The organism is Mesorhizobium sp. WSM4983 (assembly GCF_029625765.1).
Lineage (GTDB): Bacteria > Pseudomonadota > Alphaproteobacteria > Rhizobiales > Rhizobiaceae > Mesorhizobium.
This window is the reverse complement of sequence record NZ_JARTVM010000006.1, coordinates 68,839-82,767: the sequence shown is the minus strand read 5'-3', so window position 1 is coordinate 82,767 and position 13,929 is coordinate 68,839. Positions and strand designations below refer to the sequence as shown.

Here is a 13,929-nt window from a genome sequence, read left to right as displayed (position 1 = left end):
TGACGGATCATCAACCTGCCGCTTCCAGGATGCTCTTCAGTCGCAGCAGATCGCGATCGGTCGAACGCCGGACAGCCACGGCTATGAGCGGGGTCATGAGACGGGAAAAGCCGGCCGGCGAGCCGCGATTCCGGAGCGTCATATGCGTGCGGCCTTCGCCGGAATCCCGCCATCCATAGCTCGTCTCCATCGGAAACGGTCCTTCGTCGGATCGCATCACCAGCCTCTCGCCCGGCACGAGATCCAGGATCTCGTAGGTATAAGCGAGCCGCCGTCCGAGGAACTGCGCCTCGAGTGCAATTCTCGATCCTATCTGGGCCGGTCGGGGAGTCTTCCATTCCACCGACTTGATGTTGACGTACCAGCGCGGAACATTGTCCGGATCGGAAGAAAAGGCGGCGACAACCGCGCGCGGCCTGGCGATCTCGATACTCCTCGTTACATCGATCGCCATGGCCCTTTTCCATTGCCGGCGGTAGCGTCAAGCGATTACACCCAGTTCCTTCCCGACCTCGCCGAACGCCTCGACGGCGCGATCGATATCGGCGCCGGAGTGCGCCGCCGACATCTGGGTGCGAATGCGCGCCTGGCCCTTCGGCACCACCGGGAACGAAAAACCGATGACGTAGATGCCACGCTTCAGCATGCGAGCCGCCATCTCCTGCGCAAGGGCGGCGTCGCCCAGCATTACCGGGATGATCGGATGATTCGCGCCGGCAAGCGTAAAGCCGAGCTTGCCCATTTGAGACCGGAAGCGTTCCGCATTGGCATATAGGCGGCGGCGCAGCGCATCGCCATTGCGGATCAGCTCGAAGACTTTCAGCGAGGCGCCGGCGATCGCCGGCATCAGCGTGTTGGAGAAGAGATAGGGCCGCGAGCGCTGACGCAGCCAGTCGACCACCTGTTTCTTCCCCGCGGTATAGCCGCCGGACGCGCCGCCCAGCGCCTTGCCGAGCGTGCCCGTGATGATGTCCACCCTGCCCTCGACGCCGCAGTGCTCGGCCGAGCCACGGCCGTTCTTGCCGACGAAGCCGACGGCATGGCTGTCATCGACCATGACCATGGCGTCGTATTTCTCGGCGAGGTCGCAGACTCCTTGCAGGTTGGCGATGATGCCGTCCATCGAGAACACGCCGTCGGTGGCGATCAGTCGGAAGCGGCAGTCCTTCGCCTCCTTCAGCCGCGCCTCGAGGTCGGCCATGTCGTTGTTGGCGTAGCGGAAGCGCTTGGCCTTGGAGAGCCTCACCCCGTCGATGATCGAGGCGTGGTTCAGCGCGTCCGAGATGACGGCATCCTCCTCGCCGAGCAGCGTCTCGAACAGGCCGCCATTGGCGTCGAAGCAGGAGCCGTAGAGAATGGTGTCGTCCATGCCGAGGAAGGATGAGATGGTGGCTTCGAGCTCTTTGTGTTCTTCCTGGGTGCCGCAGATGAAGCGCACCGACGCCATGCCGTAGCCGTAGCGGTCGAGCGCCTGCTTCGCCGCATCGCGCAGCTCGGGGCTGTCGGCGAGGCCGAGATAGTTGTTGGCGCAGAAATTCACCACCTTCTGGCCGGCAACATCGATCAGGGCCGACTGCGTGGAGGAAATCACGCGCTCGGACTTGTAGAGCCCGGCCGATTTCAGGCCTTCAAGCTCGTTGTCGATGTGGGAGAGAAACGCTGCGCTCATGGTCTGGCCCTGTTTGTTCGATGCGGACTGTCGCGCTGCGGACAAGAAAAATCCATCGCAAAAACGACCGCTTCGGTGGCGTTGCGCAAGCCGCGCCGCAGCTCCTTCAGCGCAGCCGGACAAGGATGTGTTCAAATGCGACGATCTGCGAAAGGACATAATAACCATCCTCTCAGCTTTGTCGCGCCGCCGGCTCCGGCACCGTGCCGGTTTGCCGAGCTGTTAACCCTTTCACGTCAAGGGTTCTGGCGCCGCATATTCATGGCAGGAATCCGTCGATCGGGAGGGGTCACTCAGTTATGTCGAAGCAGCCGGTGCACAGCGTTTCGCGCAAGCTGATTCTGCTGATCAAGAGCGGCTACTGGCTGGCCTTGCTGATCATCGCCGCCATGGTGATGGCTTCCTTCATCCTGCTGCAGCAGTTGATGGCGCAGCAGCAGCACAATGACGCACTGCTCAACATCGTCTCCACGCAGAAAGCGCTGTCGCAGCGCATCGTTTTCCTGGCCAGCGCGACCGGTGCCGCCCCGCGCGACAAGCAGCCGGCGCTGGTCACAGCGCTCAAGCAGGCAACGGGCGAGTTCGAGACCAATTACGACCGGCTGCTCAAGGAGACCGGCGCCGATCCGCTATCGCCGTCGCGCAACGATCCGCAATCGATCGAATATGTGCTGTTTAGCAAGCCGTTCCATCTCGACTATTTCTCGGTCGGCCTTATCGCCAACGGCGATCGACTGGTTTCATCATTTGCATCCCAGCTTGGCATGCAAAGCGACGGCTATAAGGGCGGCGGCGAGCGCGTTGGCCTCGACGCCTCCGTCGCCAATGCGACTTTGTCCGGCTATGCCGCGCTCGGCCAGCGCATCAGCGCCTTCGCCACCGAGCGGTCGGATGAGATGCTCAGCCTGCACCGCACGCTGTTCTTTGCCACCATCGGCGTCATCGTGCTGGTCGCGCTATTCATCTTCCGGCCGATGTCCAAGGCCATCCTGCGCAAGACGCATGAACTGGTCGACGCCCGCAATTCGATGGCCTTCATCGCCGTGCATGACGGCCTGACCGGCTTGCACAACCGCACCTTCCTCACCGATCATTTCGACACGCTGATCAAGGGCGCGCATCGTCGCCGCGAGCGGCTGGCGGTGATCCAACTCGACCTCGACCGCTTCAAGCAGATCAACGACACGCTGGGGCACGCGGCGGGCGACTATGTGCTTGTCGTCACCGCGCAACGCATGCGCGATTCCTGCCGCGCATCGGATCTTTGCGCCCGTCTCGGCGGCGACGAGTTCGTGATGATCCTCAACGGCGCCGGCAGCACCGAGGACATCCATGCACTGGCCAAGCGCATCATCGCCAACATCAACGAGCCGATCACCTTCCAGGGCACGACCATAATGCCTGGCGCCAGCGCCGGCATCGCCGTCTATCCAGTCGACGCCGACAACGCGCAGGACCTGCTCGTCCATGCCGATCTCGCCCTCTATTCGGCCAAGAAGCTCGGCGGCGGCAGCTTCTCCTTCTTCTCCGAAGAGCTGCGGCGCGAGCTCGACTACCGCAAGCAGCTCGAGCAGGACATCCGCACGGCGATCGCGGAAAAGACCTTCGAGGTCTATTTCCAGCCGCAAGTGTCGCTCACCAGCGGCAAGATCAGCGGTATCGAAGCACTGGTGCGCTGGAAGCACGCCACGCGCGGCATGATCTCGCCCGGCGAATTCATCCCGGTGGCGGAGAAGTGCGGCTTCATGCCGGATATCGGCCGCATCGTCATCAGCAAGGCGATCAACGAAGCCGCCGAATGGGATCGCGCCGGCATCGATTTCGGACGCATCGCCGTCAATGTCTCGGGCACCGAGCTGCGCGAGCCGGACTTCGACAATTTCCTGTTCGGAACGCTGGAGCGAGCCGGGCTTGCGCCGCAGAAGCTGTCGCTGGAAATCGTTGAATCCGTCATCCTCGACGACGAGAAGACCGGCATCGCCGCCAAGCTCAGGCATATCCGCGCGGCGGGCGTCCATCTCGAGCTCGACGATTTCGGCACGGGCTATGCTTCACTCAGCCATGTCAACCCGAACGAGATCGATCGGCTGAAGATCGACCGCCGCTTCGTCCAGAACATCAACGAGAACGGCGACAACACCAAGATCGTGCGCGCCATCACCGAGCTTGCCCGCGGCCTCGGCATCTCGATCGTCGCCGAGGGCGCGGAAACCGAGGCCGAGCTCGACTCGCTGATGGCGATCGGCTGCGACCAGGTGCAGGGCTATTCGATCGCCTTCCCGATGCCTCAGGACAAGGCGCGCGAATGGCTTACCGCGCGCAGCCCGAAGAAGGCGAAGCTCAAGGTGCTGCAGGGCAGCCGGGCTTAACCTCCCACATTCGCCCGAAGCGCCGCCAGCACCTCGGCGAATTCCGCAAGCCGGTCGTCCGGCAGCCCAGCTCTCAGCCTTTTGTCGAAGGCGACGGCCGCGAGGCGCAACTTCTCGAACAGCGCTTCACCGGTTTCGGTCAGCGCCACCTGATGCACCCTGCGGTTCTGCGGATCGCGGCGGCGCGTCAGCAGCCCTTGCGCCTCCATGGCGTTGAGGTGATGCGTCAGCGTCGCGCCCTGGATGCCGATCATGCCGGCAAGCTCGCGCTGGTTGGCCAGTTCCTTCGACTTGACCGAGAGCAAGGTCACCCAGACCGGCAGCGTTCCGCCGACTTCCACCAAGGCAGCGTCAAAGGCCTGCGCCACCAGTTTGGCGGTGCGAGCGAGATTCATGCCGATGGGCGGGCGATCAAATGGCGTCATGGCTGGACACTAGAACAAGCAATGGATTGGCGGAACTCCGCATGAAGCATTGACATCTAACTATTAGATATCTAACTTTGCCTTATTAACGTTGTCGGACCCAGCCGACAGACAAAAACCGACAGGCAAAGCGTCACACCGGTGGCGGGGCGAACGAGAGGAATGCGGTCATGCAATATGTCTACATCGTCGTCATCGGCCTGCATGTTATGGCCGGCGTCTTCTGGGCCGGCACGACCATTGCGGTTGCCCGTGATCCGGAGATCAAGGCGGAGCGCTTTATCCGGCCGCAACTCGGCGCCTCCGGCATGGTCTTTTTGACCGGTCTGCTGCTTTGGTATTTCTTCCACGAAGGCGCTTTCGGCCCGATGGAAATGGTGCTGGCGCTGGGCATTGCGACGGCGCTGATCGCCGCCGGCGTGCAGGGCGCCCTGGTCGCCTCTTCCAGCAGGCGATTGGCCGGTGCCGATGCAGCGACGCAAACGCAGTTGCGCGCGAAAATGACCAAAAGCGAACGCCTCGCCGGCGGGCTGCTGGTCATCACCGTATTGTGCATGGCCACGGCCAGGATGTTCTGACCCCTCAACGGCTCGCGCGGTACCGGTGCAGGCCGGCGGCCGCGCGCGGCGCACCGGACCAACGCGGCAGGTGGCTCTCCTTGAAGGTCCGGTGCGTTTCCGTGGTGCGGCCGTCACCGGTGCATCAGATCACCTCAACGGAACCGCCGCGTAGTTTTTCCCGTCGCAGCTTTATATAGGTCCGCATATTCGGCGCGATGCGAAAACCTTCCAGTCTGACGTCCTGAAGCGCTGCCGCCCAGCCAAGCGCTTCATAACGGCCGCCATATGTTTCGATCGTCGCGGCGAGATCCTCGTGGCCCAGTTGCCTGGCCAAGATGGCGCAGGCCGCGACCCGCGTTTCGATCGAGCGGCCATATTTGGGTGCGAATGCCAAGCCGCCGTCGGCGAGGTCGTCGACCTCGTGCGCAAGCTGCAGGAACAGGATGTCCTCATCGCCGGCCGGCACGCCCTCCTGCAGAAGGCGCTCGGGGTCGCCGGTGTCGAATTTCATGGCGCCGACGCGGGCGACGAGGCCTTCAGCCCTCGGCCCGATCCGCGCCTCCAGCCATTTCCGGTGCGCCTCGCTGCGCCTGCTGGACCTGCCGTCCGGATACTGGCCGCTATCATAGGCAGCATGGAACATCGCCGCGAGGACGAAATCGAGATCCCTTTCGAAATGCGCCACAGACGAGGCGGCGCCTACCGCATGGCAGATAAAGGGCCGTCCTGACTTTCGATAGCGGCCGTTGAACATCGCGCATGCCACGCGATAGGCCTTCTGCACGCGTAGAAGATCGCCCAACGAGTGCCCGGACTCGTGCAATTGGATATAGAGCGCCGTATTGGTCTGGCGCGGAACGAACAGATCTTTTCCGGTCAAGCAAGCCCCCCGACTATGCGACCCCGGTTGCAGCCCTCCGAATCCGCGCCCGAAAATTGCAAATAAGATCTGTCAGGTCTAGCCTGGCCATTGGAGGACCGAGGTTCAGATCCGGATGCCGAACCTGATGCCGTCATAGATAGCGGCGTGGATGTTGCGCGAGGCGACTGCGTCGCCGATGCGGAACAGAACAAAGCCGCCTTCCGGATTGCGCGGCGGAAAAATGTCGCCGCCGCTTACCAGCCGCTCGTAGTCGACCGCGCCGCCATTCTTCGACAGCGGCTTCAGCGCGAGGTAGAGATCGTCGAGCGGCGCGGTGCCATGCTCGACCACCACCTGGTCGACGCGCCGCTCGCCGCGCCAGCCATCGGCGAAGTCCGACGCCAGCTCGGCGATGAGCTGGTTACCCTCGCGTCGCACGGAGCGCAGACGAGTGTTGATGGTGACGGTGACGCCTTTCTCGTGGAAAGCCCGCATATAGGGCACGTGGTTCAGGCCGCCCATTTCCGGCGCGAAGAAGCGTTCGGGCGAGACCAGCTCCAGCTTCGAGCCGCTGTTGGCAATCAATTCCGCCGCGCCCATGCCCTGATGGCCGCCATTGTCGTCATAGAGCAGCACGTTCTCGGCCGGCTTGACGCTGCCGGCCATAATGTCCCAGCTCGAGGTGACGAGATTGTCGCCCGCTGCCAGCGGCGGGTTCTGCGGCAGGCCGCCGGTGGCGACAATCACCACATCCGGCGAAAGTGCGAGGACATCGTCCTTTTCGGCCCATGTGTCGTAGCGGATCTCGACGCCGAGGCGATCGAGCTCGGCAAGCCGCCAGTCGATGATACCGATCAGTTCCTTGCGGCGGGGATTTTGCGTCGCGAGCCGCACCTGGCCGCCGGCCTGGCTGGACGCTTCGAGGACCATCACCTGATGGCCGCGTTCGGCGGCGACACGCGCGGCTTCCAGACCGCCCGCCCCGGCGCCGACGACCACCACCCGCCTCTTCGGCCCTTCGCTTTTCGCGATGACATGCGGGATCGTCGCTTCGCGGCCGGTGGCGGCGTTGTGGACGCAGAGCGCCTCACCGCCTTCATAGATGCGATCGAGGCAGTAGGTGGCGCCGACGCAAGGCCGGATCTCGTGCTCGCGCCCTTCCATCACTTTCCTGATGATATGCGGATCGGCGATATGGGCGCGCGTCATGCCGACCATGTCGAGCTTGCCGGAGGCGATCGCATGACGCGCGGTCGCGACATCGGAGATCCGCGCCGCGTGGAAAGTCGGGAATTTCGTCGCCGCCCTCACCTCGCCGGCGAAATCGAGATGCGGCGACGAGCGCATGCCGGTCACCGGGATGACCTTGGTCAGCGCCGCGTCGGTCTCGATCGAGCCGCGGATGATGTTGAGGAAATCGACCTTGCCGGAGCGAGCCAGACGTTTCGCGATCTCGACGCCCTCCTCCTTCGACAGGCCTTTTTCGAAATCCTCGTCGGCGACCATGCGGATGCCGACGACGAATTTCTCGCCGACCGCGGCGCGAACCGCATCCAGCACCATGTTGGTGAAGCGCAGCCGGTTGTCGAGCGAGCCGCCGAAATCATCGTCGCGATGGTTGGTGGCGGGCGACCAGAAGCCGTCCATCAGATGGCCGTAGGATTCGAATTCGATGCCGTCGAGGCCGGCCGCCTGGCAGCGCTGGGCGGCGGAAGCATAATCGGCAACGATGCGCTCGATGTCCCAGTCCTCGATGGTCTTGGGAAAGGCGCGATGCGCCGGCTCGCGCACCGGCGAGGCGGAAAGCACCGGCAGCCAGTCGGCCTTGTTCCAGCCGGTGCGGCGACCGAGATGGGTGATCTGGATCATGACCTTGCAGTCATGCTCATGACAGGCATCCGCAAGTTCGGCGAGCCACGGCACGATGGCGTCGTCATAGACATGCAGGTTGCCGAAGGCGGCCGGGCTGTCGCGTGACACGATGGCAGAGCCCGCTGTCATCGTCAGCGCCATGCCGCCCTTGGCCTTCTCGGCGTGGTAGAGCCGGTAGCGCTCCTTCGGCATGCCGTCCTCGGAATAAGCCGGCTCATGGCTGGTCGACATCACCCGGTTCTTCAGCGTCAGGTGCTTGAGCGGATAAGGTTGGAGAAGCGGGTCGTTGCTGGTCATCGTCTTCCTGCCGTATCAAATTGCGCGGGCGCTGCTCCCGCTTCCATTTCACGCATCGGATTCATCCGAAAACCGCTGCGCGGCTTTCGCTCCAATGCTAATGAGCCGCCAAACACGCCGGGTCCGTTCGATCGCGGCGCACTTTCAACTGATTGCACCTGCCGCCCTTGCAATCATCGGCGGCAGCGAGGAGCCATCGATGACCGACGCCAAAAACCTGACCCAGCTCGGCAAACACGTCGAGACGCCGCAGAGTCCCGAACAGGCAGTCCTGGAAACCGTGCCGTTCGAGCGAGGCGACGGCCCGCCCGCGATCGTGCGCTTCACCTGCCCGGAATTCACCTCGCTCTGCCCGGTCACCGGCCAGCCCGACTTCGCCCACATCGTCATCGACTACGCGCCCGACAAGACGCTGGTGGAATCGAAGTCGCTGAAGCTGTTCATGACCTCGTTCCGCAACCATGGCGCCTTTCACGAGGAATGCACCGTCATGATCGGCCGCCGCATCGTCGAAGCGACCAAGCCGCTCTGGCTGCGCGTCGGCGGCTACTGGTTCCCGCGGGGCGGCATCCCCATCGACGTCTTCTGGCAGACCGGCGCGCCGCCCGAAGGCGCCTGGCTGCCCGACACCGGGGTCGCGCCATATCGCGGGCGCGGGTGAGTTTATCGAGCGGCCATCAGACATGGCCGGCCGCATTGGTTCGGCACAGGTTGGTCGCAAGAAACGGAACGACCGAAATGCGATAGCGTTGCTGGTCGTGGCGCAACAGATCGACATGACCGACGCCGTTGAACCAGACCAATTGCGAGGCAGCGGCTTTTTTCAGCGCCATTACCTGCCCGTGGTCTATAAAGGGATCCTCGCCGCCGGCGAGCAAGAGTAACGACTTGCCGATTTTGCCGAGGCGGTCGACCGGCCTGACATCGTCGGCGCTTATTCCGAGCCGAAGCGGCATCTGCGCCAGAAGGACATCCGCTTGGAGGCTACGCAGCATGCTGAACGGCATTCGACGAGCCGTCGTCTCGCGCAATGTCGCGTAGAGCTGTTCCAGCACGTAGGCATCGGCGATCGCCTTCGGTGCAGCAAAGACAAAGGCTGCCGCTCCCAGCGAGGATCCCACGGCGCCGATCTTTTGCCCGGGGAAGCGCTGTCGGGCATATGTCAGGATGCAGACAGCGTCCTGCCCTTCAAAGTAGCCGAAGCCTTGTACGGTTCCGCCGCTCTCGCCGTGCCCCGACAGATCGAACAGGGCAACCGAATAGCCGCTATCGGATAGCAGTTTTGCGCGTTGCAGCATCGCTAGCCTGTTGGCGCCGCGCCCGTGCAACAGGACGATCGCACCGCAACTGTCCTTTCGACCAATCACCCAACCGACAAGTTCGGGCGCACCAGCCTGGTTGAGCACGACGCGCTCGACGGGCACCTCGCTCGGCGCCGTCAAGTTCTGACGGAGCCCGCGGGCGATCAGCGTTGTTCCAGCCGCCCAGTCGGCCGCGCAAAATCCGATAATCGCCGCCGCAAGGATAGCACGGAGTTTCATCTGTGATGCCCTGACCGCGACTTCATCATTCGCACTGGTACTGGCTGAGCGCCCATTCGCCGGTGACCGACAGGAGGTCGGAGATCTTCCAGTCGCCGCCGACCTTCTTCAGCTTCCATTCGAGACGGTGCTGGTGGCCTTCGACGACGAAGACGACCACCACCTTGGCCTCGTCACCATTGATCGCTTCGATGGTGCGCAGGCTCTTGTCGATGGCGAGCTTGTCGTAATCGGCATTGTCGAGCGCCATGTTGGGATCGAGGCACTCGCCCTGACCCGAGGCGCGCAGCGCGTCGGCTTTGTCGAGTACGCTCTTCGCCGGATCGCTGAAGTTCTTGCGCTGGCTGGGGTCCAATTCCAGCCCGAGATGCTCGTAGAAGGGCTTCACCACCGCCGTCGGCGATCCGGGCAGGACGGGCGCAGCTGGCGCCGGTTCGGCCAGCTTGCTTTCAGGCGTTGTGGCCGGCGCCGACTTCTCGATCGCCGGCGCATTGTCGCCAGAGGACGCGTTCGGCGACGGCGAGCCGAACAGTCCTTGCCCGTAGGCGCCGCCGTTCAGCCCCGCGGTCAGCATCGACAAGCTCGACAGCGCGAGGACCAGACGCCGAAGCACGGCGTCACTCCGTCGAGGAGCCGCATTCCAGCGCGCTGAGCGTCCAGTCGCTGGTTTTGGAGGTGATGTCGGCGATCTTCCACTTGCCGTCCACTTTCTTCAGCGACCACACCATTTCGCGTTTGGAGTCATCGCCTTCCGGGAAAAGATTGAAGCTTGCGGTCACCTCGGCGGTGTCGCCATTGACGGCCTCGGCAAGCTTCAGCGTCTTCGACACGGTCTTCTGGTCGAAATCCTGGGCGTCGAGGCCTGGGTCGAAGTCGATGCAGGATACCTCGTCGGGCTTCTCCTTGCGGGCCTTGTCGTTGGCTTCGAAGAGCTTGGTGACCGGCTCGGTGAAGCGGTCGCGGTATTTCGCGTCCGCCTCGAACTTCACTTCAGGCACATAGAAGAACTTCACGGCGTTGGAAGCCGGCCCGGCGAGTGCCGCGGCAGGCAAGGCGATCGAGATGGCAACTGCCAGCATCATCGGTCTCATGCAGGATCTCCGGATGGTCGGCGGCGTGGTGGCACGATCACCACCACGCATCCTGCATATCGGCTTTTTCACCGCGCATGAAGTCCTTGCGCTGCGCGCCTTAAGCTTCCAGCCAGACGTTCTGGAAGTCCATTTGATAGGTCTGGTGCATGGCGTAGTTCTTCACCTTCTTGTTCATGTGGCAGTAGAGCTTCTGCCAGAACGGCTGGATGATGACGCCGGAGTCCTGCAGGATCTGCTCGACGTCCTTCATCACCTCTTTGCGCTTGGCGACGTCGATCTGCGACAGCGCCTCCTTGAGCTTGGCGTCGAAATCCGGGTTCGAGAACGCGGTCTCGTTCCAGGCCTCGCCGGTGCGATAGCCCAGCGCCAGCACCTGCACGCCGAGCGGGCGCATGTACCAGATGGTCATGGAATAAGGATATTTCGTCCAGTCGTTCCAGAAGGTCGAACCGGGCAGCACCGTGCGCTTCACCTTGATGCCGGCATCGCGCAACTGGCCGGCAATCGCGTCGCCGGTGTTCTTCTGCCATTCGTCCTCGACGGTGATCAGTTCGTGCTCGAAGTCGGCCTGCCCGGCGTCGGCCATCAGCTTCTTGGCGCCCGCCGCGTCCCGTTCCTTCTTCGGCAGCGGGTAATATTCCGGATGGATCGGGCTGACATGATGGTTTTCGCCGACCGTGCCGCGGCCGGCGTAGCCGAGCTGCATGACCTGGTTGTTGTCGACGGCCATCTGCAGCGCATTGCGCACTCGTTTGTCATCGTAAGGCTTGTGGGTGATGTTGGTGCGCGCAACGAGCGTGGTCGCCGTCGCGACTTCCGATTTCACCAGCTCCATCTTGTCGAGGGGGTCGATGAAGTCGGCCGGCGTCTCGAAATCGAGGTCGATCTCGCCGGAATCGAAGGCATTCAGCGTGGCGTTGAAGTCGGTGCCGTAGTCGATGAACTCGACCCCGTCGAGCGGCGCTTCGCCACCCCACCACTTGCCGTTCTCGCGGCGCTTGACCACGGCTTTCTGGCCGACATCGTAAGACACCAGCTCGAAAGCCCCGGTGCCGATCGGCTTCTTGATCGGATCGGCGCCGTCCTTGTCGAAGTTGCGATGCACGACCAGCGCCGGATAGTCCGTGAAACCCGGGATAATCGCGATATCGGCCTCGGACAGCTTCAGCTTGACCGTATGGTCGTCGACCTTGGTGATCGCGCCATCCCTTGCCTTGCCGGTCTTGGCGTCGACCAGCGCGCCGACGCGGGCGGCCATGGAATTGCCGGAAGCCCCCTTCTCGCACCAGCGATTGAGGTTGAAGACGACGTCATCGGCGTTGAAGGCATCGCCGTTGTTCCAGGTGACGCCTTTGCGCAGATGCAGCGTGTATTCGGTGGCGTCGTCGTTGACGTCCCAGCTTTCGAGCAGCACCGGCTCGAAAGTGAACTGGTGCGTGTAGCGCACGAGCGGCTCTAGCCAGGTGCGGGTGACGTTCGCCATCTCGGTCCAGTCATACGTGCGCGGGTCCTTCTGCGCCTTGACCGACATCGCGACATGCAGCGTTCCGCCTTTCTTCGGCTCTTGCGCCAGGGCTTTTGTCGGCGCGGCAAGGCCGATCATGCCATAGGCGAACGCCGTCGACGCGCCGAAGGCGCTTGCCAGCGCCAGGAATTCGCGCCGGTCCACGCGGCCCGCGCGCGCTTCTTTAGCCATCGCCTCGATGGCGGCAGGAACGCGATCACCGTTGCTTTTGAAGATTGTCATTTTTTCCTCCCATGTTGCGAAACATTGGCCATCCTGGTGCACTTTTTTCAGCTGTAGATGGCGCCTGCAGCGTGAGTGTGCGTCCAGACGCTGCCTTGCCTGAGATAGTGAGAACTCGCTCCATCCTGCGGCATTTCGAATATCGTATACGAGCCTTGTTGAGCGTCAAGCTTCTTGGGGCATGAGCTGGAGAAAGATGCCGGGCGAAGAACCACCTTCACACCTTCGCACGCTTCATCGGCCAGGTGTCCGCCACGCGATAGCCCGCCGGCCAAGGATCTTCAGGATCCAGCATGTGCTGATGGATGCCGGTGATCCAACCGCGACCGCTGATCTGGGGGCGTATTGCGGGCATACCGACAACCTGCGTGGTGCCGAGAATCTTGCCGTGAAATTCTGACCCGATGATGGACACACCGGTGAACCAATCCTCGGCTGTCATTTGACCCTTCGCGTGCAAGAGCGCCATGCGGGCCGACACCGCCGTTCCGGTCGGCGATCGGTCGAGCTTGCCAGGTTTTATCGAAACGACCGATTTTGCGCGGAGGCGGTTGCCATCCTGGGTGATGGCGCCGGCAAAAAGACAGAACGAATGGTGGCGCCAATCGGGACGCTCAGGGTGGGAGAACGCCATTTGTCGATTGGCCGCATCGGTGATGCGCACCCCAAGTTCGGCGAGATCACGAGCCTCGTCGGTTTCAAGCGCTAACCCTAGGGCAGGTGCGTCCACGACGACGAAACTGTCGCCTCCATAGGCCGTGTCGACCGTGATGGTACCGAGGCCATCGACCTCAAGCGGCACACCGACCCTGTTGGCGAATGATGGTACGTTTTCGACCGTGATGCGCTGGGCTTTTCCTCCGGCACAGTCGGCCCGCACGCGTACCAGACCGCCCGGCGCCTCGAGCACCATTTCGGTTACCGGCTCCTGCATGGGGATGATCCCGGTGTCCAGAATTACCGTCGACACGCAGATCGAATTGGAGCCGGACATCGGGGGCGTATCTTCCGGTTCCATTATGATCCAAGCCATCTGCGCATCGGGATGCTTCGGAGGGACCAGAAGGTTGACGTGCCGGAAGACGCCGCCGCGCGGTTCGTTAAGAACGAAGTTACGAAGTCGGTTGTCTTCTGCGATCCATTTGCGCTGGTCCCAGACAGTGTCTCCCGGTGGAGGAGACACCCCGCCAACGATGACATCCCCGACTTCGCCCTCCGCGTGGCAGGAAACAACATGGATGACTTTCGTGCTTCGCATTCGGGAGTCCCCAGAGCCGCGGCTTCCGATTGGATATCGTATACGATCTTCGGCTCTCGTCAAGGCTCGATTGAAGGGAAATGCGCCAGTTGCTGCTGATCGGCCGGGCTCAAAAGAGCCCACGCCGGACGGCATCTCAGGCCATACAGACACTCGGGTTGAGCAGAATCGCGAGCGTATTTGATCGCGAACATCGTCTACGATATCTATGTTTGCAGATCTGACGCTCCGTGCG

Annotated in this window: 13 protein-coding genes; 3 read left to right on the top strand and 10 right to left on the bottom strand. The window is 62.7% G+C overall.

Going from position 1 to position 13,929, the window contains the following annotated elements; genetic code table 11:
• Nucleotides 1-10: 10 nt before the first annotated feature.
• Together P9254_RS18120 and P9254_RS18115 are read right to left on the bottom strand one after the other, a co-directional pair.
• Nucleotides 11-454 carry an SRPBCC family protein gene (locus tag P9254_RS18120; RefSeq protein ID WP_278056034.1) on the bottom strand — a complete coding sequence of 148 codons (444 nt, stop codon included), beginning with the start codon at nt 452-454 and terminating at the stop codon, nt 11-13.
• Between the two features lie 27 nt (nt 455-481).
• On the bottom strand, nt 482-1,669 hold the full coding sequence (locus P9254_RS18115; RefSeq protein WP_095801220.1) for a glycine C-acetyltransferase: 1,188 nt from the start codon (nt 1,667-1,669) through the stop codon (nt 482-484).
• Nucleotides 1,670-1,968: 299 nt separating this feature from the next.
• Between P9254_RS18115 and P9254_RS18110 the strand changes: the two genes are divergently transcribed.
• Nucleotides 1,969-4,038, top strand: coding sequence for a putative bifunctional diguanylate cyclase/phosphodiesterase (locus tag P9254_RS18110; protein ID WP_278056037.1), 2,070 nt, complete (start codon nt 1,969-1,971; stop codon nt 4,036-4,038).
• Here P9254_RS18110 and P9254_RS18105 read toward each other — a convergent pair.
• Nucleotides 4,035-4,463 carry a MarR family winged helix-turn-helix transcriptional regulator gene (locus P9254_RS18105; protein ID WP_127239989.1) on the bottom strand — a complete coding sequence of 143 codons (429 nt, stop codon included), beginning with the start codon at nt 4,461-4,463 and terminating at the stop codon, nt 4,035-4,037. The genes P9254_RS18110 and P9254_RS18105 overlap by 4 nt on opposite strands.
• Before the next feature lie 170 nt (nt 4,464-4,633).
• Between P9254_RS18105 and P9254_RS18100 the strand changes: the two genes are divergently transcribed.
• Nucleotides 4,634-5,041 carry a hypothetical protein gene (locus P9254_RS18100; RefSeq protein ID WP_095801217.1) on the top strand — a complete coding sequence of 136 codons (408 nt, stop codon included), beginning with the start codon at nt 4,634-4,636 and terminating at the stop codon, nt 5,039-5,041.
• A gap of 124 nt (nt 5,042-5,165) precedes the next feature.
• On the opposite strand, the gene P9254_RS18095 is transcribed toward P9254_RS18100, so the two are convergent.
• Both P9254_RS18095 and P9254_RS18090 read right to left on the bottom strand, forming a co-directional pair.
• Nucleotides 5,166-5,903: a hypothetical protein gene (locus tag P9254_RS18095; RefSeq protein WP_278056040.1), complete on the bottom strand. Its 738-nt coding sequence runs from the start codon at nt 5,901-5,903 to the stop codon at nt 5,166-5,168.
• A gap of 105 nt (nt 5,904-6,008) precedes the next feature.
• The gene (locus tag P9254_RS18090; protein WP_095801215.1) at nt 6,009-8,054 is read right to left on the bottom strand and encodes an oxidoreductase; all 2,046 of its coding nucleotides are present in this window, start codon (nt 8,052-8,054) and stop codon (nt 6,009-6,011) included.
• Nucleotides 8,055-8,253: 199 nt separating this feature from the next.
• On the opposite strand from P9254_RS18090, the gene queF reads away from it, so the two are divergent.
• The gene (gene queF, locus P9254_RS18085) at nt 8,254-8,715 is read left to right on the top strand and encodes a preQ(1) synthase (protein WP_067330169.1); all 462 of its coding nucleotides are present in this window, start codon (nt 8,254-8,256) and stop codon (nt 8,713-8,715) included.
• A 16-nt stretch (nt 8,716-8,731) separates the two neighbouring features.
• Here the strand turns inward: queF and P9254_RS18080 are convergent, their stop codons facing one another.
• The 5 genes from P9254_RS18080 to P9254_RS18060 form a co-directional block, all read right to left on the bottom strand.
• Nucleotides 8,732-9,496, bottom strand: coding sequence for an alpha/beta hydrolase (locus P9254_RS18080; RefSeq protein ID WP_278056042.1), 765 nt, complete (start codon nt 9,494-9,496; stop codon nt 8,732-8,734).
• Between the two features lie 124 nt (nt 9,497-9,620).
• The gene (locus tag P9254_RS18075) at nt 9,621-10,208 is read right to left on the bottom strand and encodes a hypothetical protein (RefSeq protein WP_278056043.1); all 588 of its coding nucleotides are present in this window, start codon (nt 10,206-10,208) and stop codon (nt 9,621-9,623) included.
• 4 nt (nt 10,209-10,212) lie between these two features.
• Nucleotides 10,213-10,686 carry a DUF3828 domain-containing protein gene (locus P9254_RS18070; protein WP_067000473.1) on the bottom strand — a complete coding sequence of 158 codons (474 nt, stop codon included), beginning with the start codon at nt 10,684-10,686 and terminating at the stop codon, nt 10,213-10,215.
• 100 nt (nt 10,687-10,786) lie between these two features.
• The gene (locus tag P9254_RS18065; RefSeq protein ID WP_067329806.1) at nt 10,787-12,436 is read right to left on the bottom strand and encodes an ABC transporter substrate-binding protein; all 1,650 of its coding nucleotides are present in this window, start codon (nt 12,434-12,436) and stop codon (nt 10,787-10,789) included.
• A 217-nt stretch (nt 12,437-12,653) separates the two neighbouring features.
• A complete protein-coding gene (locus P9254_RS18060) occupies nt 12,654-13,694 on the bottom strand; it encodes a trans-3-hydroxy-L-proline dehydratase (protein WP_127246889.1) in 1,041 nt (346 codons plus the stop codon).
• Nucleotides 13,695-13,929: the final 235 nt, after the last annotated feature.

Excerpts from the sequence above, each read along its gene's own strand:
- P9254_RS18120 (WP_278056034.1), bottom strand. The coding sequence starts at position 454 with ATGGCGATCGATGTAACGAGGAGTATCGAGATCGCCAGGCCGCGCGCG.
- P9254_RS18115 (WP_095801220.1), bottom strand. The coding sequence starts at position 1,669 with ATGAGCGCAGCGTTTCTCTCCCACATCGACAACGAGCTTGAAGGCCTG.
- P9254_RS18110 (WP_278056037.1), top strand. The coding sequence starts at position 1,969 with ATGTCGAAGCAGCCGGTGCACAGCGTTTCGCGCAAGCTGATTCTGCTG.
- P9254_RS18105 (WP_127239989.1), bottom strand. The coding sequence starts at position 4,463 with ATGACGCCATTTGATCGCCCGCCCATCGGCATGAATCTCGCTCGCACC.
- P9254_RS18100 (WP_095801217.1), top strand. The coding sequence starts at position 4,634 with ATGCAATATGTCTACATCGTCGTCATCGGCCTGCATGTTATGGCCGGC.
- P9254_RS18090 (WP_095801215.1), bottom strand. The coding sequence starts at position 8,054 with ATGACCAGCAACGACCCGCTTCTCCAACCTTATCCGCTCAAGCACCTG.
- queF (WP_067330169.1), top strand. The coding sequence starts at position 8,254 with ATGACCGACGCCAAAAACCTGACCCAGCTCGGCAAACACGTCGAGACG.
- P9254_RS18070 (WP_067000473.1), bottom strand. The coding sequence starts at position 10,686 with ATGAGACCGATGATGCTGGCAGTTGCCATCTCGATCGCCTTGCCTGCC.
- P9254_RS18065 (WP_067329806.1), bottom strand. The coding sequence starts at position 12,436 with ATGACAATCTTCAAAAGCAACGGTGATCGCGTTCCTGCCGCCATCGAG.
- P9254_RS18060 (WP_127246889.1), bottom strand. The coding sequence starts at position 13,694 with ATGCGAAGCACGAAAGTCATCCATGTTGTTTCCTGCCACGCGGAGGGC.